The 22,335-nt window shown below is 70.3% G+C and carries 16 protein-coding genes; 6 read left to right on the forward strand and 10 right to left on the reverse strand.

Annotated elements, in window-relative coordinates; translation table 11 throughout:
• Positions 1-68 precede the first annotated feature (68 nt).
• Both QM708_RS11595 and QM708_RS11600 read left to right on the forward strand, forming a co-directional pair.
• The gene (locus QM708_RS11595) at positions 69-3,677 is read left to right on the forward strand and encodes an OmpL47-type beta-barrel domain-containing protein (RefSeq protein ID WP_415108459.1); all 3,609 of its coding nucleotides are present in this window, start codon (positions 69-71) and stop codon (positions 3,675-3,677) included.
• Between the two features lie 32 nt (positions 3,678-3,709).
• On the forward strand, positions 3,710-4,144 hold the full coding sequence (locus QM708_RS11600; protein ID WP_415108462.1) for a hypothetical protein: 435 nt from the start codon (positions 3,710-3,712) through the stop codon (positions 4,142-4,144).
• Between the two features lie 79 nt (positions 4,145-4,223).
• Here the strand turns inward: QM708_RS11600 and QM708_RS11605 are convergent, their stop codons facing one another.
• The 3 genes from QM708_RS11605 to QM708_RS11615 all read right to left on the reverse strand — a co-directional run bounded on the left by QM708_RS11605 (position 4,224) and on the right by QM708_RS11615 (position 7,443).
• Entirely contained in the window at positions 4,224-5,585 is a 1,362-nt protein-coding gene (locus QM708_RS11605) for a glycoside-pentoside-hexuronide (GPH):cation symporter (protein WP_415108465.1), read from the reverse strand.
• Between the two features lie 62 nt (positions 5,586-5,647).
• Positions 5,648-6,424, reverse strand: a complete 777-nt coding sequence (locus QM708_RS11610) for a YwiC-like family protein (protein ID WP_415108468.1) — start codon at positions 6,422-6,424, stop codon at positions 5,648-5,650.
• Positions 6,424-7,443 carry a class I SAM-dependent methyltransferase gene (locus tag QM708_RS11615; RefSeq protein WP_415108471.1) on the reverse strand — a complete coding sequence of 340 codons (1,020 nt, stop codon included), beginning with the start codon at positions 7,441-7,443 and terminating at the stop codon, positions 6,424-6,426. The genes QM708_RS11610 and QM708_RS11615 overlap by 1 nt, the downstream gene beginning before the upstream one ends.
• Before the next feature lie 168 nt (positions 7,444-7,611).
• On the opposite strand from QM708_RS11615, the gene ppdK reads away from it, so the two are divergent.
• Positions 7,612-10,263: a pyruvate, phosphate dikinase gene (gene ppdK / locus QM708_RS11620; protein ID WP_415108474.1), complete on the forward strand. Its 2,652-nt coding sequence runs from the start codon at positions 7,612-7,614 to the stop codon at positions 10,261-10,263.
• A gap of 106 nt (positions 10,264-10,369) precedes the next feature.
• Here ppdK and QM708_RS11625 read toward each other — a convergent pair whose 3' ends face one another.
• The gene (locus tag QM708_RS11625) at positions 10,370-11,932 is read right to left on the reverse strand and encodes an S-layer homology domain-containing protein (protein WP_415108477.1); all 1,563 of its coding nucleotides are present in this window, start codon (positions 11,930-11,932) and stop codon (positions 10,370-10,372) included.
• 161 nt (positions 11,933-12,093) lie between these two features.
• Between QM708_RS11625 and QM708_RS11630 the strand changes: the two genes are divergently transcribed.
• Entirely contained in the window at positions 12,094-13,455 is a 1,362-nt protein-coding gene (locus tag QM708_RS11630) for an MFS transporter (protein ID WP_415108480.1), read from the forward strand.
• 23 nt (positions 13,456-13,478) lie between these two features.
• Complete coding sequence (gene aroD / locus QM708_RS11635) at positions 13,479-14,246, forward strand: type I 3-dehydroquinate dehydratase (protein WP_415108486.1); 768 nt, start codon at positions 13,479-13,481, stop codon at positions 14,244-14,246.
• 56 nt (positions 14,247-14,302) lie between these two features.
• Here the strand turns inward: aroD and deoC are convergent, their stop codons facing one another.
• The gene (deoC, locus tag QM708_RS11640; RefSeq protein ID WP_415108489.1) at positions 14,303-14,971 is read right to left on the reverse strand and encodes a deoxyribose-phosphate aldolase; all 669 of its coding nucleotides are present in this window, start codon (positions 14,969-14,971) and stop codon (positions 14,303-14,305) included.
• A gap of 318 nt (positions 14,972-15,289) precedes the next feature.
• Here deoC and QM708_RS11645 point away from each other — a divergent pair, with 318 nt between their 5' ends.
• Positions 15,290-16,882 (forward strand): succinic semialdehyde dehydrogenase, encoded by a 1,593-nt coding sequence (locus tag QM708_RS11645; RefSeq protein WP_415108492.1) that lies wholly within the window; start codon positions 15,290-15,292, stop codon positions 16,880-16,882.
• Positions 16,883-16,894: 12 nt separating this feature from the next.
• Here the strand turns inward: QM708_RS11645 and QM708_RS11650 are convergent, their stop codons facing one another.
• The 5 genes from QM708_RS11650 to QM708_RS11670 form a co-directional block, all read right to left on the reverse strand.
• Positions 16,895-17,512, reverse strand: coding sequence for a response regulator (locus QM708_RS11650; protein WP_415108495.1), 618 nt, complete (start codon positions 17,510-17,512; stop codon positions 16,895-16,897).
• A 2-nt stretch (positions 17,513-17,514) separates the two neighbouring features.
• Positions 17,515-18,834, reverse strand: a complete 1,320-nt coding sequence (locus QM708_RS11655) for a sensor histidine kinase (protein WP_415108498.1) — start codon at positions 18,832-18,834, stop codon at positions 17,515-17,517.
• An 83-nt stretch (positions 18,835-18,917) separates the two neighbouring features.
• Complete coding sequence (locus tag QM708_RS11660) at positions 18,918-19,736, reverse strand: ABC transporter permease (RefSeq protein WP_415108501.1); 819 nt, start codon at positions 19,734-19,736, stop codon at positions 18,918-18,920.
• Positions 19,736-20,734 carry an ABC transporter ATP-binding protein gene (locus QM708_RS11665; RefSeq protein ID WP_415108504.1) on the reverse strand — a complete coding sequence of 333 codons (999 nt, stop codon included), beginning with the start codon at positions 20,732-20,734 and terminating at the stop codon, positions 19,736-19,738. The genes QM708_RS11660 and QM708_RS11665 overlap by 1 nt, the downstream gene beginning before the upstream one ends.
• Before the next feature lie 194 nt (positions 20,735-20,928).
• Positions 20,929-22,329, reverse strand: coding sequence for a sensor histidine kinase (locus QM708_RS11670; RefSeq protein ID WP_415108507.1), 1,401 nt, complete (start codon positions 22,327-22,329; stop codon positions 20,929-20,931).
• Between the last annotated feature and the right edge of the window lie 6 nt (positions 22,330-22,335).

A 22,335-nucleotide genomic window follows, 5' to 3' on the forward strand; every position in this document is an offset into this window, starting at 1 on the left:
TCTATCGCTCCGCTCTTCTGCGCGGCGTTGACCGGGGGGTTGACCGCGCCGTCTCCGAGAGGTTTTCCATGGGTGCTCCACGCTCCTCCACACTGGCCCGGCCCTGGCGTCGAACGTTGGCCGGCCTCGTCGCCGCCGCGGTCGCGCTGACCGGTGCCGGCGTCGTCCTGACCACTCCTGCCTATGCCGCCGAGAGGACGTACACGCACGGCGACGGCGCCACGATCACCTACAACGACCGTGTCGTCGCCGGCGAGCCGATCGTGCTGTCGGGCACGAACTGGACCACCAAGTCCGGTCACGCCGACGTGATGGAGGGCGACGAAGGCTCCATCGTCGGGGTGAAGTTCATGCCGAGCACAGGCGGCACCGTCGTCCGTAACCCGAAGCCGACCAACCCGTGGAATGGCGACACCGACTACGCCAGCCCTGACGTGTGGGAGGTCATCCAGGCCGCCGGCACCGGCGACTGGTGGGACGGCGCCCCGTACGGCAGCTGGCGCCAGGAGATCCCCTGGCCGACCGCGGCCGCAGGGGCGACCAACGCGCCGAACCTGAAGCCCGGCGACACCTTCAGCCTGCAGTTCCTGGGTGGAACGCTGTACGGCAACAAGGTGTGCGCCAACTCGGCCTGCGAGGCGACCCGCCCCGACGTGTCCCGCACCGTCAACCTGACCTTCACCGTCGTCGCCGACGAGCCGGCCACGCCGCTGGCGGTGTCTCAGCAGCCGCAGGCCGCCTCGGCCGGGAACGGCGCCGAGGCGTCCTTCACCGCGGCCGCCGGCGGCGGCACCGCGCCGGTGACGGTGCGCTGGCAGCGCAGCACGAACGCGAGCACGACCGCCCCGCAGGACAACCGCTTCGTCGACCTGCCCGCCGACGCGGCCGTCGGCGGCAGCCAGGCCCAGCCGACCCTGCGGGTCGTCGCAGGCCAGAGCAGCAACGCCAACAACCGCTGGTACCGCGCGATCTTCACCGACGCCGCCGGCGCCACCGTCACCACGAACCCGGTGAAGCTGAGCATCCTGCCCGCGCCCAAGGTGACCGAGCACCCGAACTCGGTCGGCCAGACCATCAACGTCGGCGGTACCGCGACCTTCTCCGCAGCCGCGACCAGCGACCTGCCGATGACCGTGCAGTGGCAGTCGACCCGCGCGGCGCTGCCGAACGGCGAAGCCGACGCCGCGACCTGGCAGAACGTCGCCGGTGCCACCGGCGCGACCTTGACCGTGACCGGCACCGACGCGGACGCCCAGCACGGCACCTTCTACCGGGCCGCGTTCACCAACGCCTCCGGCACGGACTACAGCTACCCGGCCCAGCTGCGGTTCTTCAGCAAGTTGGATACCAACGCCCCGGTGACGGTCTCGGCCGAGTCCTACGGCCCCGTCACCCCCAACCAGCCGTTCAGCGTCACCGCGCCGAACGCCCTGGTGAAGGGCCAGCCCATCGTGATCACCGGCACCGGCTACAAGCACCCCGACGGCGTGCGCGGCTCGGTGGCCAACTTCATGGTGGACGCGTCCTACTCCGGCGACCCCAACACGCTGCGGTCGACCCGCACCATCACCAATCCGGCCACCGGCGCCGTCTTCGCCGACACGCGTTCGCACGGCATCGTTCAGGCCAACGCCGACGGCACCTGGCGGATGGAGATCCCGTGGCCGACCCCGTCGAACACCGACCGCGACGCGGCCTTCTTCACCTCGAACTGGAGCGCGGGCTCGCAGCACATCGTCCGGATCCTCACCGGCTCGCTGCTGGAAGGTGACTACCAGCGTGGCATCTCGGTGCGCTTCACGATCGTCGACGAGGCGACCGGCCCCGCGCCGGTGACCCCCAAGGTGGCGCTGACCAGCACCCAGGCGGCCCAGCACGGCGACGTCTGGTTCAACCTGAGCGGCTTCGAGGCGCGCACGGGCGTGACCGTCGAGCTGGCCAACGGCGCCGGTCAGACCGTGGCGTCGAAGGGCTTCACCATCGGTGAGGACGGCAACACCGCCAACCCCGACGGGCAGACCTACCGCAAGGTGACGGTTCCCCGCGGTGCCACGCCGGCCGCCAACTACACGGTGCGCGTGCGCAACACCGCGACGAACCAGGTGCTCGCCACGTCCGGCCCGGTGACCGTCACCGCGGCCACCCGGAACGTGTACAACCCCGGCGACCATGCCGGCGGGGCCGAGGATCTGCTGGTCCAGCTCGGCGGCACCTGGACGTTCCACGCCGTCGCCTTCGCGCCCAACGCGAAGCTCACCGCGACCGCGCGGATCGGCGGGGAGACCGTCACGCTGAGCGGCCCCGGGCAGATCAGCGCCTCCGAGAAGGCCTGGCAGCTCGACGCCAACGGTGACACCACGCGTGACGCCTTCACCCGCGTCCAGTTGCCGCCCGGCCTGCAGCCGGGTGCGCTGGAGGTCACCTTCAGCGACGGCACCAACACGGTGCCGCGCACGCTGACCCTGGAGATCCCCTCCACCGCGTCCGTCACGGTCGCGGAGACCGCCGAGATCGGTGGCACCCTCCGGGTCACGGGCACCGGCTTCCGGCACCCGAACGGCACCGAGGGTTCGCGCATCGCGATCAAGATCAACGAAGGCGCCTACTCGCGGCTGGATACCTCGCTGCACGCGAACCGGACCATCTGGTGGATCGTCGAGGCCGATGAGTTCGGCAACTTCTCCACCGACATGCCGATCCCGAACGGGACCACTGCCGACAACGGCGACACGCTGGGCTCGAACCCGGCGCTCGCGCCGGGCGAAGGGTTCTCGCTGCGCTTCCTGACCGGCAACCTCAAGCCCGGGGACGAGTCCCGCTCCAAGGAGTCGGCGAAGTTCACCATCACCGCGGCGGCCGACCGGACGCCTCCGGTCGTGTCGGCGAAGGTGTCCGAGCGCACGGTGACCGTCACTGCCACCGATGCCGGCTCCGGCGTCAGCCGGATCGAGACCCGCATCGACGGCGGCGCCTGGCAGGCCTACACCGCACCACTCACCGTGCCGGGCACGGCCGGGCACCGGGTCGAGTACCGCGCGAGTGACGTCGCCGGCAACACGAGCGCGGTCGGGGCGGTCGCCGTGGCGGCCACGGCACCGTCCGGCGCGCTGAGCGCCACGGCGCTGGGCAGCGAGCGCACCGTCCTGGCCGGCGATCAGGCCTTCGGCTACGGCGTCCGGCTGGTCGATGCGAACGGTGCCACCGTGCGCGGACTGCCGGTGACCTTCACGATCACGGGCGGGACGTTCGCCGGCGGGCGAACGAGCGTCCAGGCGCTGACCAACGCCGCGGGCATCGCGGTCGCGCCGCAGGCATCGGCCACCGCGGCCGGTGACCTGGTGATCCGCGCCGCCTACACCGGCGGTCAGGTCACCCTGCCGACCGTGCATGTCGTCGCTCCGGCGGCGGGGCTGACGGCAGACCTCGCGGCGCAGCCCTCGGTGGTGGCCGGCAAGGTGGTCCTCACCGTGACGGCGACCAACACGAGCTCGGCGCCGGCCACGATCGTGCTGAAGACCAAGTACGGCTCGAAGACGTTCGCCGGGGTCGCTGCCGGGGGCACGGTGAGCCACACGTTCAAGACGTTCATGGGGGCGATCGGGGGTGGCACCGTGACGGCCACGGTGTCGAACGCCACCGGGACGGCCGTGGTCGACGCCAGCTACCAGGCGCGTTGACCATGCACAGGAAACGAGACAAGGAGAGCCAGATGGAGTCGGAGCTTGGGGGGGACCCGGGCGCGCGTGGCGCGATGGGGAAAGCGACGTCGCGGCGTACGGTGCTGAAGGCGGGTGCATGGTCCGCACCGGTGATCGCGCTTGCGGTCGCCTCGCCCGCGGCGGCGGCGAGCACGGCCGCGAGCATCGAGTTGGTGAGCGGGCCGTTCGAAGGCGTCGACGTGGGGGACCCGATTCCGCTGGTGTTCAGCGTGACCGGTGTCGCCGACGGTGTGACGGCGACCGGGACGATCCTGACCGGGGACACGGTCGTCGAGTGGCAGGACGGCGGAACGATCGCGTTCGCCGCGGTGGCGGACGGGATGCTGTTCTTCCCCGCCACCGTGCTCAGCCACGGGACGTTCCAGGTCGAGATCGCGGTGGGCGGCGCCAAGGAGCTGTTCACGATCACGGTATCCGCGGGATGAGGCTCAGGATCCTCGCCGCGGTGAGGATCCTGGTGGGAGTCGGGGCCGGTGTCGCTGCGTGCGCGCCGGCCCCGGCGCATCACAGCTGCTCGAGTTGGCCGCGGGCGCGCAGGTCGGCGACGATGCGGGCATGGAAGGCCTCGTCGATCCGGTAGAAGCGCAGGTACAGCAGGTAGCTGATCGCGAGCATCACCAGCGGGAACGCCATCATCATCATCTTCATCCCGAGTAGACCGCCCGCGGTCACCTCGTCCGGGGTCTGCGCGGCGTTGATGCCGGTCACGATCAGCGTCGCGCCGACGATGGCGGTCCCCATCGCGCCGGCCACCTTGTTGATGAACGGCTGCAGTGCGAAGGTGACCGCCCCGTTGCGGCGTCCGAGCTTCCATTGGCCGTACTCGATGCAGTCGGTGAGGAAGACGATCATCAACACCACCACGAACGCCTGGCCGACGAACAGCAGCAGCCCGGCGATGCCGATGATCACGATGTCCATCGGCGCGAAGAAGAACACCACGTAGCCGGCCGCCACCAGCGCCATGGCGACCGTGAACAGGCGCTTGCGGCTGATCCGGCGCCGCAGCAGCGGGAACAGCGCGAAGCCGAGCAACTGCCCGACGCCGAGGATCGCCGCGAACGGTGAGAACATCGCCTCGTCGCGGTAGGCGTACTTGAAGAAGTAGACCCCGAAGCTGGTGGTGGTGTTGTAGCCGATCAGGAACAGCACCATCGCGGCGGCCACCCACAGCAACTGGTCGTTGCTGGCCACCACCGCGACGATCTCGCGCAGGCTGGTCCGCGGCGTGGTGGTGGCGATCCGGGGCTCGCGGACGCCGATCAGCGTCACCACCTGGCCGGCGAGCATTACGATCACCACGCCGATCGAGAACAGCTGCCAGGCGCGGGCATCCCCGCCGAGCGCGTTGGTGATCGGCACGATGCCGACGACGGTGGTGAACAGGCCGATCGTGGCGAACAGCTTGGTCAGCGAACTGATCCGCTCCCGTTCACGCTGGTCGAGCGACAAGGCGGGCAGCATCGACCAGTAGCCGATGTCGTTCATCGTGAACGACAGCCCCCAGGCGAGGTAGACGACCGTGAACAGCGCCACGTACGGACCGCCCCGCAGCCCGAAGTCGGTGAACAGCAGGATCGTCAGCGCGCCCACCAGTAGTGCGCCGAGGGTGATCCACGGCTTGTACTGCCCCCAGCGGGAGCGGGTGTTGTCGATGATGCCGCCCATCAAGATGTCGATGAAGGCGTCGAACAGCCGGACGCCGAGCAGAATGCCGTTCACCCACCACAGCGTCGCGTCGTCCAGGTCGAGCACCTCGGTGAGGTAGACGATCAGGAAGAGCGCCATCAGCGAATACACCATGTCGCGGCCGATCGTCCCGACCGCGAAGGTCCAGCGGTTACGCCGTGCCAGCCCAGATGCCATGGCGTAAAGGTAGTGCCGGGTGACGACGGGCGATAGGGCCACGCGTCACCGTGCGCGGTTGATCACCACACCAGGTCGCACACGCACAACACGACGCAGAAGCCGGCCTCGATCAGGCCGATGCGTTTCGGCGTCCAGCCCCGGCCCGGCACCGCGGCCGCGCGCACGGTGGTCGCCGCGAAGAACGCCGTCCACCACGAGGCGGCCAGACCGGACGCCGCGAGCACCGCCGCCGCGAGGGTGGCGGCGGCATGCCAGCCGATCGAGGCGATCAGGAACGCCCGCGAGCCCCGCTCGCGGATGTTCGTCTTCACATAGAGCACGGTGCCGAAGAAATAGGCGAACAGCCCAGCCGCGAGCAGGGCCGCAGCGGCGGCGTCCGGGCCTGCGGTGAGCAGGGCCTGCGGGTGCGGGAAGCGCAGCACCAGCGTCATCAGGCAGGCCGCGGCCACGGTGAGCGCGCCGCCGAGGGTGGCGCGTTCCCGGCGGCGGGAGGCCAGCCACAGCGCGGGCACCAGCAGCGGCAGGTAGGCCAGCACCCATCCGGCCATGCCGAGGCCGCCCAGGGCGAGCGTCACCACGCCCGCCGCCGCGGACGCCCCCGCGTAGGTCACCAGTGGTTTCAGGTAGGCCGGACGCCGCCGTGGCGCCGCCTTCAGCCAGCCGGACGCCGCATGGAACGCGAAATAGCCGAGCATCCAGAACGCGAACAATGGCGCGATCCACCAGCCGGCCACACCCGCGCGGACCGCCTCGGCGGCCCCCAGCGCGAACGGCAGCGTGAGCATCGCCCACGCGCCGTGCTGATCGGGGATCCAGCCGGGTTTGCGCCGGGCCACTAGCCGGGATCCTTCAGCGACCGGGTGACCAGGTAGTGCCGGTCCTGGGCCTCGATCGTGGTGATGCCGACGTGCTTGCGCAGCAGCGGCAGGTAGGGCAGGTGCGCGTTGAAGACCAGCCACAGCTCGCCGCCGGGGCGCAGCACCGGGCCCGCCTGCTCGATCATCCGCAGGGTGGGGGTGGAATCCTTGGCGCCGCCCACGTGGAACGGGGGGTTGCTGACCAGCAGGTCGACCGATTCGGCGGCCACGCCGGTGAGCCCGTCGCCGCGTCGGGTCGCGACCTGGACGCCATTGGCGCGGGCGGTCAGCCGGGTGGAGGCCACCGCGGACGCCGTCACGTCGATCGCCTGGGTGGCCCAGTTTCGCTGCGCGAGCCAGGCGGCCAGGATGCCCGAGCCGCTGCCCAGGTCGAGGGCCACCCCGCGCGAGGCGGCGGCGTCCGGCTCGCCCGCGACGCGCGCGAGCGTGCGGACCAGCAGGCGGGTGCCGTCGTCGAGCCGGTTGGTGGCGAACACCGAGCCGTGCGCGATCACGGTCAGCCCGATCTCGCGCAGGTAGCGGCGCTGCGGCCAGCGCGGGGGCCGTGGCCGTGGCGCGGATGCGCGCAGGACGCGCGACTTCTGCCGGCCGAGGCTGGCCGACACCTCGGTGAACTGCCGTGCCAGCGCCGTGTTCTGCGCCGGCGTCATGTGCTTGATCCGGCCGCCGGCGATGATGCGCGCGCCCGGTGCGACCCGGGGCGCCAGGTGCTCGGCGTAGTGCTCGACGGCCGACACCGCGCGCGGCAACCGCCACAGCACCAGGTCGGGCACCCAGCCGCGGGGCAGCGCGAGAATGCGGTGCTCGGGCGGCACCTCGCTCATCTGGCGCAGATCGTCGCACCAGGTGAGCACCTCGGCGCCGGCGTCCGCAGCGGCCCGGGTCAGCGCCCCGCCGGCGTCGTCGACGACGAGCACCCGTCCTTCCACGGCGCCCGCTTCATCGAGCATGAGTGCGGCGACGGGATCGAGGGGCATACCCGCCATCGTATCGGTGGACAAAGTTTGGCGACGACGCGGGAGGGCGGCGGAGTTCGACTACGGTTGGGTATGCAGAGATCGGGCGGGCTGCTCCGCCGCCCGCGGGTCCCCTCCGGGCCCAGCACGTCGTCGTGTCACGGAGCATATGAAGGAGAAGCCTGTTCAATGACCGATCAGACGAAGTGGGTCTACGACCTCAACGAGGGCGACGCATCGCTCAAGCCGTTGCTGGGTGGCAAGGGTGCCAACCTCGCTGAGATGCATCGCATCGGCGTCCCCGTGCCGGACGCTTTCACCGTGACCACGCAGGCCTGCGTGGCGTCGATGAACAACGACGGCGAATGGCCCGAGGGTCTCGCCGAGCAGATCGACGCGGGCCTGGCCCGTCTCGAGGAGCGCACCGGCAAGAATCTCGGTTCGGCCGAGAACCCGCTGCTGGTGTCGATCCGCTCCGGTGCGGTGTTCTCGATGCCCGGCATGATGGACACGATCCTCAACCTGGGCATCTCCGACGACACCGTCGAGGCCGTCGCCCAGCTGGCCGACAACGAGCGCTTCGCGTGGGACTGCTACCGCCGCTTCGTGCAGATGTACGGCGAGGTCGTCGAGGGCATCGCACCGAACGTGTTCGAGGATGCGCTGACCGAGATGAAGGAGTCCAAGGGCGTCGCGCTGGACACCGACCTGACCGCGGCCGACCTGAAGGAACTCACCCAGCAGTTCAAGAGCCTCGCCAACGAGGCGCTGGGCGGCCACTGGACCACCGACCCGAAGGAGCAGCTGCTCCGCGCCGTCAACGCCGTCTTCAAGAGCTGGCTGAACCCGCGCGCCGAAGTGTACCGCAAGAGCCAGGGCATCTCCCGCGATCTGGGCACCGCCGTGAACGTGCAGGAGATGGTGTTCGGCAACCGCGGCGAGACCTCCGCGACCGGTGTCTGCTTCTCGCGCAACCCGTCCACCGGCGCCAAGGAGCTCTACGGCGAGTTCCTCACCAACGCCCAGGGCGAGGACGTCGTGGCCGGCATCCGCACCCCGCGCCCGCTGGAGGAGATGGAGGCCGTCCTGCCCGAGGCCTTCACCGAGCTGCTCGAGACGATGGAGCGGTTGGAGAAGCACAACAAGGACATGCAGGACATGGAGTTCACGATCGAGGATCGCAAGCTCTTCATGCTGCAGACCCGCAACGGTAAGCGCACCGCCGCCGCCGCGGTGAAGACCGCCGTCGACATGGTCGACGAGGGCCTGATCACCACCGAAGAGGCGCTGCTGCGGATCAACCCCTCCGACCTGGACGCGCTGCTGCACCCGGGCATCGACCCCGACTTCGACGGCGTCGCGATCGTCAAGGGCCTGCCGGCCTCGCCGGGCGCGGCCGTGGGCGCGCTCTCCTTCGACGCCGAGGACGCCGCCGAGCGCGGTGGCCGCGGCGAGAAGATCATCCTGGTCCGCTACGAGACCACGCCCGACGACATCGCCGGCGTGATGGTGTCCCAGGGCGTCCTGACCGCCCACGGCGGCATGACTTCGCACGCGGCCGTCGTCGCGCGCGGCATGGGCATCACCTGTGTCGCGGGTGCCCCCGGCATCAAGATCGACGTCAAGGCCGAGACCGTCACCATCAACGGCAAGGTCTACGGCACCTCCGACGTGCTCACCCTCAACGGTTCCACCGGTGAGGTGTTCGACGGGGCGGCCCCGCTGGTCCCGCCGGCGATCAACGAGGACTTCGAGAAGGTCGGCGAATGGGCCGACGCCGCCCGTCGCCTCGGCGTCCGCGCGAACGCCGAGAACTTCGAGGACGCCTCCAAGGCGCGCGAGCTGGGGGCCGAAGGCATCGGCCTGGCCCGCACCGAGCACATGTTCATGGCGCCCGACCGGCTGCCGGCCGTCCGCAAGATGATCCTCGCCGACAACGAGGAGGAGCGCGCAGCGGCTCTGGCCGAGATCCTGCCGATGCAGCAGAAGGACTTCGAGGCGATCTTCACCGCGATGAAGGGCCTGCCCGTCACCGTGCGTCTGCTCGACCCGCCGCTGCACGAGTTCCTGCCCAACCTGGTCGAGCAGTCGCTGCTGGTCCAGAAGCTGGAGCTCACCGGCGCCGACGAGGCCGACGTCGAGCGCGAGCGCGCTCTGCTGGGCCAGGTCAAGAAGCTGCACGAGCAGAACCCGATGCTCGGCACCCGCGGCTGCCGCCTGGCGATGCTCTACCCGTCGATCCCCGAGATGCAGGCGCGCGCCATCATCCGTGCGGCGCTGGCCGTGCTGGAGCGCGAGGGCGAGACCGTCGGCGTCGAGATCATGATTCCGCTGGTCGTGATCGCCAAGGAGCTGCAGGTGCAGCGCGCGATCGTCGAGAAGGCTGTCGAGGAGGAGCTGGCCGCGGCCGGCAAGACCCTCGATTACACCGTCGGCACCATGATCGAGATCCCGCGTGCGGCGCTGACCGCCGATCAGATCGCCGAGCATGCGGACTTCTTCAGCTTCGGCACCAACGACCTGACCCAGACCGGCATCGGCATCAGCCGTGACGACGCGGAAGCCGGGTTCCTCGGCTACTACGTCGACACCGAGGTGATGGCGCGCAACCCGTTCGAGGGGCTCGATCAGGACGGTGTCGGCCAGCTGGTGCAGATCGGCGTCGAGAAGGGCCGCAGCACCAAGACCTCGCTGAAGACGGGTATCTGTGGCGAGCACGGCGGCGATCCCGCGTCGGTGGAGTTCTTCCACAATGCGGGGCTGGACTACGTGTCCTGCTCGCCGTTCCGGGTGCCGATCGCCCGCCTCGCGGCGGCGCGCGCGGCGTTGCTGAACAAGTGATCCGCTGACACATCACACGAGGGCCCCGGGGAATACCCCCGGGGCCCTCGCGCCGTGTCCGTGAGGCCGGAGCCGGCGGTGCGGCGTCCGTCGGCTTGCGGGCCGGCTAGGGCGTGGGCGTGCCCCACTTCTGGTGGCCGCGGTACATGAACGCGGCCATCGCATCCCGGTTGACGGGAGTGACCGGCCGGAACTCGGCGCCCCCGCCTACAGGCCAGCCGGTGCTGATGCCGTGGGCGGCGAGCCAGGACATCTCCTTGTAGAACTGGGTCGAGGGCCGCACGTCTGTGAACGGGGACGTGGCGGGCGGGGTGTAGGACGGCGAGCCGTGCAGGCGGTAGAGGAAGGCGGCCATGGCGTCCCGGTTCACCGGTGCGTAGGGGTGGAACCGCCTCCCGTGAGGGGTGACCCACCCGGTGGAGATGCCGGTGGAGGCGAGCCACTCGATCTCCTTGTAGAACGGCGTGCTGGGGCTGACGTCGGTGAAGGTCCGCCGGCCCTTCGGGTCGAACGCCGGGCTGCCCGCCAGCCGGTACATGAAGGCGGCCATCGCGTCCCGGTTGACGGGCTGAACCGGGCGGAAGGTGCCGTCCTCGTAGCCCCTGCTGATCCCCATCGCGGACAGCCAGCAGATCTCGCGGTGGAAGGCGAGCCCAGGCGGCACGTCGCCGAACGTGCACGCGGCCTTGAACGCTTTGACCTGGTATTCGACGGCCGGGACCGGCGTGTTCGAGGGCCCGCGGGTCACGCCCGCGATCCGCACCGTGTAGGTGTCGACCTCGCCGGTCTGCGGCGGGTTGAGGCCGGTTACCTCCCAGACCAGGGCGGGATCGCCGAACAGGCCGTCGCGGGCGACCACGGTCGCCGCGATCGGGGCGCCGCGCAGCGTGACGCTGACCGTCGCGTTGGCGAAACTCGGCTCACCGGTGCGCGCCAGGGAATAGGACCAGCGGTTGCTGGTGGGCATGATCTCCCAGGGGAAGTAGCCGGCCGACGGCCAGGTGGTCGCCCCGGACGGCCGCGGATTGTCCTGCTTCTCGCTGATCACCTTGAGGGCGTTCGCGGTGGCGGTCGAGCCGGTGCCGAATTCGGACGCCGGCGGATACAGCAGCCAGCGCCGGTGCCCGACATGCTGGTTGGCCGGGCCGAAGTCGTCCATGTACATCGCCATCGCCCGGCCGGGTGCGGCCTCGGCCTTCGGCCACGGGGACTGGATGGCGAGGTTCGAGGTGCTCGCGCCGTAGGCCCCCTGCAGGCTGTAGCAGGGCCAGTCCCGGCCTGGATCGTGCGACAGGGCGCGGCTCTCCTGCATGATCAGCGCGGCCTGCAAGGCGATGGCGGAGGCTCCGGGCCGCTCCTTGACCGGCTGGAGGCCCGCCATGTCCCGGTAGAAGTTGATCGCCGCGAAGGTGGCCTGCCTCGAGGCCTCCGACTGGGTGCCGATCGCCGCGGCCGGCTGCATATCGTGCTGGCCGCTCACGCAGCGGGTGGTGTCGCCCGTCCACTGGGGGGTCACATCCAGCGACGGCAGGAAGTCCTGGTAGGCGACGGCGACGGCGCCCTTGTCCGTACGGTCCAGCGTGGGCGCGGCCGCCGCAGGGGAGGCCGCGAGCACGGTGGGGACGGCGAGCGTGACCGCCGCCATGGCGGTAAGGGTGAGCCTGCGCATGCCGGATGGTAACGCGCGCCGTCGGCCGGGCGGAAAAAAGCGCCGGAACCGTGAGGCAATCAGGCAAGAGTCGCACACCGGCGCTCGGTGTGAGGTCTAGACTGCCGAGCAAGTGACCGGACTGGATCGTTCGGTCGGTACCCATGCACGAAAGGACGACGATGTCCGGTCACACCCCCACCGCGCCCGCTGGCGGCGCGCCGGTGATCACACCTCAGATGGCCCGGCGTGCGGCGTTGGGTAGTTTCGTGGGTGCGGTGGTGGAGTGGTATGACTACCTGATCTACAGCGTGGTGGCCGCGTTGGTGTTCAGTAAGGCGTTCTTCCCTGACTTGAACCCGACGATCGGTCAGATCGCGGCGTTCGGCACGTTCGCTCTTGGTTTCGTGTTCCGTCCGTTGGGCGGCGCCTTTTTTGGGCATTTCGGTGACAAGCTCGGCCCGAAGCGGATGTTGTTGTGGACGATCGTGATCATGGGTGCGGCCACCGCGGGGATTGGTGTGTTGCCGACCTACCACAACATTGGGATGGCAGCACCGGTCTTGTTGGTGGCGTTGCGTTGTATCCAGGGTTTCGCGGTCGGCGGCGAGTGGGGCGGGGCGGCGTTGATGGCGACCTCGCAGGCCCCGAAGGGCCGCAAGGCGTTCTTCTCCTCGGGTGTCCAGATGGGCTACGGGGTGGGGTTGGTGTTGGCCAACGGCATGTTCTTGTTGATCATGGCGATCATTGGTAACGAGGCGATGATCGCGTGGGGTTGGCGGATCCCGTTCTTCTTCGCGGGCTTGTTGACGCTGGTGGGGTTGTGGGTGCGTAACGGTGTGGCCGACATCCATCATGCTGATGTTGCTGATGGTGCGGTCAAGGCTGCTGCTCAGCGTGAGCGGGCGAAGCGGCCGTTGGTGGAGGCGCTGACCCAGGACCCGGTCGCGTTCTTCCAGATCATTGGTATCCGTGCGGTGGAGATGTTCACCATGTTCATCGTGACCACGTTCGGTTTGCAGTACTCGGCCAACATCCTGAAGTGGGAGTCGAGCACGTTCCTGGGGATTTCGGTGGCGGTGGGCGCGATCAGCCTGATCACGATTCCGGTGTTCGCGTTGATGTCGGACAAGTTCGGCCGCAAACCGATCTATCTGGCTGGTGCGGTGGTCGGTGGCCTGGCGGCGTTCCCGTTCTTCAACGCGTTGCAGGCCGGCAGCTTGATCCTGACCTGGGTGTTCGCGTTGGTGCTGGTGAACATCGCTCATGATGCGGCGGTGTCGGTGCAGCAGCCGTTGATCACTGAGTTGTTCGGCGCGAAGCATCAGTACTCGGGTGCTGGTTTCGGCTACCAGGTGGCCGCGGTCGTGGTGGGTGGTTTCACCCCGATGGTCGCGACCTGGATCCAAGGACCCCGCGATGAGGGCGGTCTGGGGCTGGGCGCGCCGGGCGTGGCCTGGTACATCGTGTTGGGTGCGGTGGTGAGCTTCTTCACCGTGTTGATGATGAGCCAGCGGCAGCACGCCGTGGCCCAGAACGCGTAAACCGTACGGAGAGAGGGGGAATCATGGCAACGGTGCAGGTGAAGGACGTGACGCTGGGTGTCGGCCCGGCGAAGGTGATCGTCCCGATCACGGGACGTGATACCGCAGAGTTGGTCGCGCAGGCGTCCGAACTCGCCCGGCACGAACTCGATATCGTCGAGTGGCGGGTGGACTACTTCACCGACGCCCTCGATACCGGCGCGGTGCTCGCGGCAGCCGGGAAAGTGGTGGCGGCATTGGGTGGTAAGCCGGTGTTGTTCACGTTCCGTACCAAAGGGGAGGGTGGGGAGCAGGCGATCGCTCCGGACGCCTACGCGGCCTTGAACATCGCGCTGGTGTCCTCGGGCCTGATCGATGCTGTTGATGTCGAACTGTTCTTCGATACTGCTGCGGGTGATGCGGTGATCGCGGTGGCGCACCAGCACGGTGTCGCCGTGGTGGGCAGCAACCACGACTTCTTCGCCACCCCGGACGCCGGCGAGATCGTCGCCCGGCTGGTAGCGATGCAGCAACGCGGCTGCGACGTGGCGAAGATGGCGGTGATGCCGACCTGCCGTGCCGATCTGGTCACCCTGCTCGACGCGACCGTGACCATGGCCGAGGAACACCCCACCACCCCGGTGCTGACCATGTCGATGTCCGGCCTGGGCGTGATCACCCGCGCCGCCGCGCAGGTCTTCGGCTCGTGCGCGACCTTCGCGATGGTCGGACGCGCCTCCGCGCCCGGCCAGGTGCCGGTGGAGGACCTACGCCCGATCCTGGCCTTGGTGGACGCGAACCTGCCGGCCTAGCCGATCGGCCGCGCCCCGGAGCCGATCCGGGATGCGGTCAGGAGCCCGCCGGTGGGTCAGTAGCCCTCGGCGGTGCCGCCGTCCAGGACGGCACGGGTTCCGGACAGACCCAGCCGGGTGGCGCCGGCGTCCACCATCGCCTGCGCGGTGGCCCAGTCGCGGATGCCGCCGGACGCCTTGACGCCGAGGCGTCCGCCGACCGTGGCGGCCATCAGCGCGATCGCGTGCGTGGACGCCCCACCGGCGGGATGGAAACCGGTGGAGGTCTTCACGAAGTCGGCCCCCGCGGCCTCGGCGGCCCGGCAGGCGGCGACGATCTCGTCGTCGGTGAGCGCGGCCGATTCGATGATCACCTTGAGCACGGCCGGTGCCGGAATCGCCGCGCGGACCGCGCGGATCTCGGCCTCGGTGTGTGCCGCGTCCCCGGCCTTGAGCGCGCCCACGTCGATCACCATGTCGACCTCGTCGGCGCCGTGCCGCACCGATTCGGCGGCCTCGAACGCCTTGGCCGCCGGGGTGTGCTTGCCCGAGGGAAACCCGCACACGGTGGCCACCTTCACCCCCGGCGCGAACGGCAGCGGCAGCATCGACGGCGACACGCAGATCGAATAGGTGCCCAGCGCGGACGCCTCGGCGGCGAGTGCCTCCACCTGCGCCGGCGTCGCGGTCGGGGCGAGCAGGGTGTGGTCGACCAGGGCGGCGAGTGCGGTGCGGGTGAGGGTCATGGGTGCCTCCTGGGTCGGCGCGGCGCTGAACGGACCCGGGTCAGCCTAGTCCTTACAAGCGGGGATCGACCGGCTCGGTCACTTGGCAGGTCCAACTGTCGTTGCGCGCACGCTTCAACCCCAGGACGGTCCGCGTTATCAATGCAAAGTTGTGGTGCGTCTACTCGCCACATCTCTACATTGATGACGCTCACCCGTGCCACGGCACGATCTTTGGTCAGACCCGACCCTTCTCAGGTCTCCATCCGCCGACCGCTACGGGTCACGCCGGCCCGGCTACTGTGGGGTCGCCACGGCGGCTTCACGAAGGAGACATCCATGACGGCGACCGCTCCTGCCTACGACCAGCACACCGATGATCGCTCCGAGCGGCGCGTGCCGGCTCCGTCCGAGATCGGCCGGCTGTTGGCGCTGCTGACCGCGTCCAGCGGTGAGGCGTCCGAGACCGTCTCACCGCTGGACGGGCGTCCGGTCGCCCGCGTGCCGCAGTCGAACTCAGCGGACGTCGATGCGGCCGTGGCGACGGCGCGCCGGGCACAGCCCGCATGGGCGGCGCTCGGGCCACGCGAGCGCGGGCGACGGCTGACCCGGTTCCATGATCTGCTGCTGGACCACCAGGATCGCCTCGCCGATCTGATCATCACCGAGACCGGCAAGGCGCGCCGGGATGCCTACGACGAGGTCGTCCATCTCGCGCTGACCGCGCGCTATTGCGCGACCATGGCCGAGCGGGTGCTGCGTGACGAGCGGCGTCCGGGCCTGGTGCGGGGACTGATCCGCATCGATGTGCACCACCATCCCAAGGGGGTGGTCGGGCTGATCACGCCCTGGAACTATCCGCTCACCATGGCGATGGCCGACGGTGTCGCGGCGCTCGCGGCCGGCAACACGGTGGTCGCCAAACCGGACGCCCAAACCATGTTGACCGCACTCGCCGGGGTCGAGTTGCTGCGCGAGGCCGGGGTACCCGAGGACGCGTGGCGGGTCGTGGCCGGTCCCGGTGACATGATCGGCGGCGCGCTGATCGACCGGGTCGACCACATCTGCTTCACCGGCTCGACCCGCACCGGACGCCTCGTCGCAGCCCGGGCCGGCGAGCGGCTGATCGGCTCCAGCCTGGAGTTGGGCGGCAAGAACGCGATGGTGGTGTGCGCCGACGCCGACCTGGACGCCGCCGTCGCCGGAGCCCTGCGCGGCTGCTTCGCGAACGCCGGCCAGCTGTGCGTGAGCTTCGAGCGGCTCTATGTGGCCCGCGAGATCTACGACGTGTTCTCCGATCGGTTCGTCGAGGCCGTCGGACGCCTCGAACTCGCGCCCGGCTACGGTTGGTCGAGCCAGGTCGGCACTCTGGTCAGCCCGGCCCAGTTGGAGAAGGTGACCCGTCACCTCGAGGACGCCCGCACCCAGGGTGCCCGCGTCCTGGTCGGTGGGCGGCACCGTCCCGATCTGGCCCCGTGGAGCGTCGAGCCGACCGTGCTCGAAGGCGTCCGCCCCGGCATGGAGTGCTGGCGCGACGAAACCTTCGGCCCGGTGGTCGCGCTCTACCCCTTCGACGACGAGGACGCCGCGATCGAGGCGGTCAACGACTCCGCGCACGGACTGAACGCCTCGGTGTGGAGCCGCGACACCCGGCGCGCACGAGAACTGGCCGCACGGATCGTGTCGGGCACGGTCAACATCAACGAGTGCTACGCCGCCACGATGGCCTCGATCAGCGCCCCGATGGGCGGACGCCGCGACTCCGGCCTCGGACGCCGCCAGGGCCCCGAGGGAATCCTGCGCTTCACCGACACCCAGGCGGTCGCGACCCAGCATGTGATGCGCCTGTCCGCCCCCGACGGCATGGCCGAGGACGCCTTCGCCCGGCTTGTCGCCGGCGGGCTGCGCTTGATGCGCCGCGCCGGCCTCTGAGGCCGAGCCAGGTCAGATCCAGCCGCGCTCGCGGGCGATGCGGACGGCCTCGTGACGGGTGCCCGCGTGCAGTTTGCCGATGGCCGAGCTGAGGTAGTTGCGGACGGTCCCCGGCGAGAGTGACACCCGGCGCGCGATCTCTTCGACGGGAGCGCCGTCGTCGGCGGCGTGCAGGACGTCCGCCTCACGCGGCGTCAGCGGCGAGTCGCCGGCGGCGATGGCGTCCGCGGCCAGCTGGGGATCGACATAGCGGCCGCCCGCGTGCACGGTCCGGATCACCTCGGCCAGCGTCCGTCCCGACACCGTCTTGGGCAGGAACCCGCGGACGCCGTGGGCGAGCGCCTGCTTGAGGTGCCCCGGCAGTCCATGGCTGGTCACGATCACGCACGCGCAGGCGGGCACCTCGTCCGCGCACGCGGCGGCGACCTCGATGCCGGAGAGTCCCGGCATCTGCAGGTCGAGCACCGCCACGTCCGGATGCCGCTGCCGCAGCAGCGCGAGCGCCTCGTCGCCGGATGCCGCCTCGCCGACCACCTCGATGCCGTCGCTGAGTCCCAGCAACGAGACGAGCGCCTCACGGATCAGGTGCTCGTCCTCGGCGACGATGACGCGGATGGGAGCGATGCTCATGGCTACGATCCTGCCGCGTCCAGGCGGGCGAGGGGGCCGGCGTCCACGCGGGCGATCAGGCGCCAGTGCCCGCCCACAGCGGCGCCGGTCTGCAGCGTGCCGCCGATCTCGGCGAGGCGCTCGGCCAGCCCGGCGAGACCGGAGCCGCCGCCTGCCGACCCCGCATGGCCCGTTGCTGAGGTCTCCGATCCCAGCACGCCCGATTCCGGTGCTGAGCCGGTGCGGACGGCGACCCCGTCGTTGACCACCCTCAGGCGGACGCCGCCGCCGTCGCGGGTGAGGGCGAGGTCGACGCGGGTGGCGTCCGCATGCCGCAACACGTTGGTGGTCGCCTCGCGCACCACCCAGCCGAGGCAGCGGGTCACCGCGGCGGGCAGTGCGGACGCCTCGACGACGGTGGTCACGGTGATCCCCGCGGATTCGAGCAGCGACCGGGCGCCGGCCAGTTCCGAGGCGAGGTCGGTCTCGCGGTAGCCGCGCACCAGCCCGCGCAGTTCGTCCAGGGCGTCGGTGGCGATGGCGCGCACCTCGCGCATGGTGCCCACCGCGTCCGGACGCCCCAACTCGGCTTGCTGAGCGGCCAGGTCGGCCTTGAGCGCGACCGCGGACAGCGTCCGCCCGAAGACATCGTGCAGGTCGCGGGAGAACCGCAGCCGCTCTTCGGCGACGGCCAGCCGCGCCGAATCGTGCCGGGACCGCTCCAGCTGCTTGGTGGTGCGCAGCATATTGAGCATCATCGAGGTGAACGCGACCCACATCACCGACCAGATCAGCGTCGGGAATGCGATGACGATCCTGACCGTCACCGTGGTGGGATCGGGCGAGGCGATCAGGCAGACCGCCGCCAACCCGAGGGCGCACCCGTAGCTGAGGAAGGCGCGCCGGCCGAACACGAGGACGGGGAAGGACAGCCCGGCGGCGAACAGCGAGAGCACCAGCGAGTCCAGCAGGGGAAAGCCGGGCTCGCTGGGAACCTCCGGCGGAATCAGGAACGACAGCAGCGCGCACGCGGCCACCGAGGCGACGAGCCAGACGGCGATCGCCGGACGCCGCAGTGTCGGCGCGTAGAAGAGCCGGTCCCAGCCGACGGGGCCGAGATCGCCACAGGTCCGCATGCCGGTGTGCAGGACGGTCACCCCGGCCCAGCTAGCGACGGCGGAGGACCCCACGAAGGCCGCGAAGGTCGCGTCCCCGCGAAGCCCGTCCGACCAGTTGCTCAGCGCGTAGAAGAAGGCGACCAAGAATCCCGTCACCACACCCCAGTGCAGGGACTGCTGAGCGTATTTCTCGGTGCGGGCCACGCCTGCGGTGGTTGCGGTCATCGTTCGTCCTTCGGTTCAACCGGCATCGGTGACATGGCCGGCTGGTGAGCAGGGTAGTGGGAGGGAGGGGGCGCACCGCCTGCTCATGAGCGGGCGTCCCAGCGGAAGGAACGTAGCCCGGCCCACAGACCGAGCGCGGTCCACAGCACCAGCGGTGCCAGCATCGTCGCGGCGGCGGCGAGGATCTCGGCCGGCCCGGTGACCGGCGTCCCGCCCAGACCCATGCCCGTGAAGGCGAAGGTGAGCAGGTCGACGACCGGAGCCATCGGCAGCCAGTGGGCGGCCGTTTCGGCCGGTGCGGGCAAAGCCGACAGCGGGATCGAGAATCCCGACAGCAGGATCGAGACCAGCATCAGCGGCATGGTGGTGAGCTGGGCGGATTCGACGGTCCGCGTCCAGGTGGCGCTCCAGATGGCGAGGGCGGTCCAGGCCGAGGCGCCGCCGGCGACGGCGAGCACGAGCGCCCACGGGTGCGTCATCGGCGCATCGAACCAGAACACCGCCGCGCCGACGCCGACCCCGGCCTGCACGACGAGCAGCACCCACAGGGGCACGGCCGGAGCGAGCAGGATCTCCCACCGGGTCGGTTCACCCGCCAGTAGCCGCTTGAGGACGAGCTGCTCACGGCGTCCGACCAGCGAGGTGACCATCGTGTAGTAGACGACGAACAGCAGTCCGGTGCCCAGCAGGATCGTGCTCAGCAGGATGCCGAGCGAGACCGGGTCGAGCGCCATGCCGCTGAACGCGAACGCCATCATGAACGGCAGGGCGACGGCGGTGAACACCGCGGTCTTGTTGCGCAGCAGGATGGTGGTCTCGGCGCGGACCAGCGCGGCGAACCGGCGCGCGGCCGTGCTGGGGCGGGTGGGGACGACGGGACGGGTGGCGGTCTGGATGGTCATCACAGCTCCTCGGCGGATGTGTCGGCGATCGAGAGGAAGACCTGCTCCAGCGACGCGGAGCGGGCCTCGAGGCGGGCGAGCGGGGTGTCGCCGGCCCAGTCCAGGACGCGGCGCAGCGTGTCCTGCAGGGTGGTGGTGGTCACGGTGACCAGCCCGGACGCCTCCACGCGCGCCCCGGGCAGGCTCAGGTCGGACAGCGCCAGCGAAGCCGGGCGGGCGAAGGTGATCCGCGACGGCGTGCCCGCGACGATCTCGGGCAAGGTGCCCTGGGTGACGATCACCCCGGCGTGCATGATGGCGATCCGGTCGGCGAGATCCTCGGCCTCGGGCAGGTAGTGGGTGGTGAGCAGCACCGAGGTGCCGTGGGCGACCCGTTCCCGGATCAGCGACCACACCGTGCGCCGGCTCTCAGGATCCAGACCGGTGGTCGGCTCGTCCAAGATCAACAAATCAGGGTCACCCATCAACGCCAGCGCGATGTCGAGCCGGCGCCGCTCGCCGCCGGACAGCTTCGCGATCTCGACGTCCGCGCGGTGCGCGAGCCCCACCGCGTCCACCATGGCGGCCGCCGGCAGCGGATGGCTGAGCGTGTCATGCCAGGCGTTCGCCATCTCCGCGACGGTCAGTGACGGCGGGAATCCCGAGTTCTGCAACACCACCCCGGTGCGGTGCCGGACGGCCGCCCGCTCGGCGACCGGGTCGTGCCCGAACACGCGGACGCTGCCCGCCGACGGCGAGGCGAGCCCTTGCACGAGTTCGACGGTCGAGGTCTTGCCGGCGCCGTTGGTGCCGAGCAGCGCGAACAGCTCACCGCGTCCGAGGCTGAGATCGATACCGCGGACGGCCTCGAACCCGGGCCCGCGCCCGCGGCGTCCGGTGAGCGGGTTGATCCCGCGGGTCAGGTAGTTGCGCCGGACGCCGGACAGCGTGAGCACGTCTGCGCTGCCGGGGCCGGGTGAGTGGAGTCGTGAGGCAAAGTGTGGGGCTGTCGTGGTCATGCCTCCACCTTCCCGCCCACCCGGCGTCCGCCGTAGTGCGGTCCCTCACCGCTTGATGTGAAACCCCCATGACCCGCCCATGACGAATGTCATCGGCGACGACATCGCACGAATCAGCCACTCGACGGGCACGAGGAGGCACCCAAGGGGCGTCGAGTGGTCGATCCTTGCGAAAACCGGACGCCCCGGCAGGATTAGCGCACCAAGGGGAGCCGCACGGTGAATCGGGTGAACCCGGGACGCGACTCGACGCCGACCTGGCCGCCGTGCGCGCCGACCACGGCGGCGACGATGGCCAAGCCGAGTCCGGTCGATTGGCCGCTGCCGGTACGGACGCGGCTGGTGTCGGCGCGCATGAACCGTTCGAAGACGCGGTCGCGGATGTTCTCGGGGATCCCGGGGCCGTTGTCGGTCACCGTGACGACAGCCCAGGCGCCCTCGCGGGCCAGCGCGGTCTGCACCAGGGTGCCCGCGGGGGTGTGGGTGCGGGCGTTGCCGAGCAGGTTGGCGACGATCTGTTGCACCCGCGACTCGTCGCCGAGCGCGAGCACTTCCTCGTCCGGCAGCGTCAGTTCCCAGCGATGCCCGGGACCGGCGGCTTCGGCGTCCGACACCGCGTTGGCCAGCAGCGCACCCATGCTGACCGGGCGCGCCTGCAGGGTGGGTCCGGAGTCGAGCCGGGCGAGCAGCAGCAGGTCGTTGACCAGGCCTGACATCCGCTCGGATTCGGACTCGATCCGGCCCAGCGCGTGCGCGGTGGTCTCGGGGACGTCGGCGCGTTCGCGGCGGGTCAGTTCGGCATAGCCGCGAATGGACGCCAGCGGGTTGCGCAGTTCGTGGCTGGCGTCGGCGACGAACTGGCGCAGCTTGGTCTCGGAGTGCTGACGCGCGGCGAGTGCTCCTTCGACGTTGTCGAGCATCACGTTGAGCGCCGCGCCGACCTGGGCGACCTCGTTCGTCGGGGCCAGCCCGCTGTCGGGCACACGCACCGGCACGGCGACCTCGCCGGAGTGCAGATCGAGGGCGGATACGGTCCGGGCGGTCTCGGCCAGTTGGGCGAGCGGACGTAGGCTGCGTTCGACCACCGCGCGCGCCGCCCAGAACGCGGCGACGATGGTGGTGAGGGTGAGGGCGGTCGCCGCGAGCAGCAGGCTGAGCATGGTCGCGGTGAGCGAGGCGGTCGGCAGCCCGATCGCCATCGCGGTGCCGCCGACGCTGATCACCTGGACGCGATAGGAGCCCACCCCGGGCAGGTGCACGGTGAGGGGGCCGGTGGTGGTGAGTTCGTCGAGCGGGGCGGTCTGTTCCACGGTGAGGGCGGTGTAGTCGCGCCCCTCCTGGATGATGCCGCCGATGTCGGGGATGTAGCGCAGCAGGCCCTGGATCTGGCCGGGGTCACCGGCGGGTTTGAGCGGCCCGCGCGTCCCGGGATCACGCAGCCGCTGCCCGGTGGAGCGCAGTTGCTGGTCGAGTTGGTCGGTGAGGATCTGGTTGACCGCCAGCGCGGTGAGCGCCGACAGCGCGATCGCGACCGCGGCCACCAGCGCGGTCACCCGCAGCACCAACTGCCGACTCAGCGTGCCCTGGCCGCCCACGGCGTC

Source organism: Propioniciclava sp. (assembly GCF_047602245.1).
In the GTDB taxonomy this organism is placed as follows: Bacteria; Actinomycetota; Actinomycetes; order Propionibacteriales; family Propionibacteriaceae; genus Propioniciclava.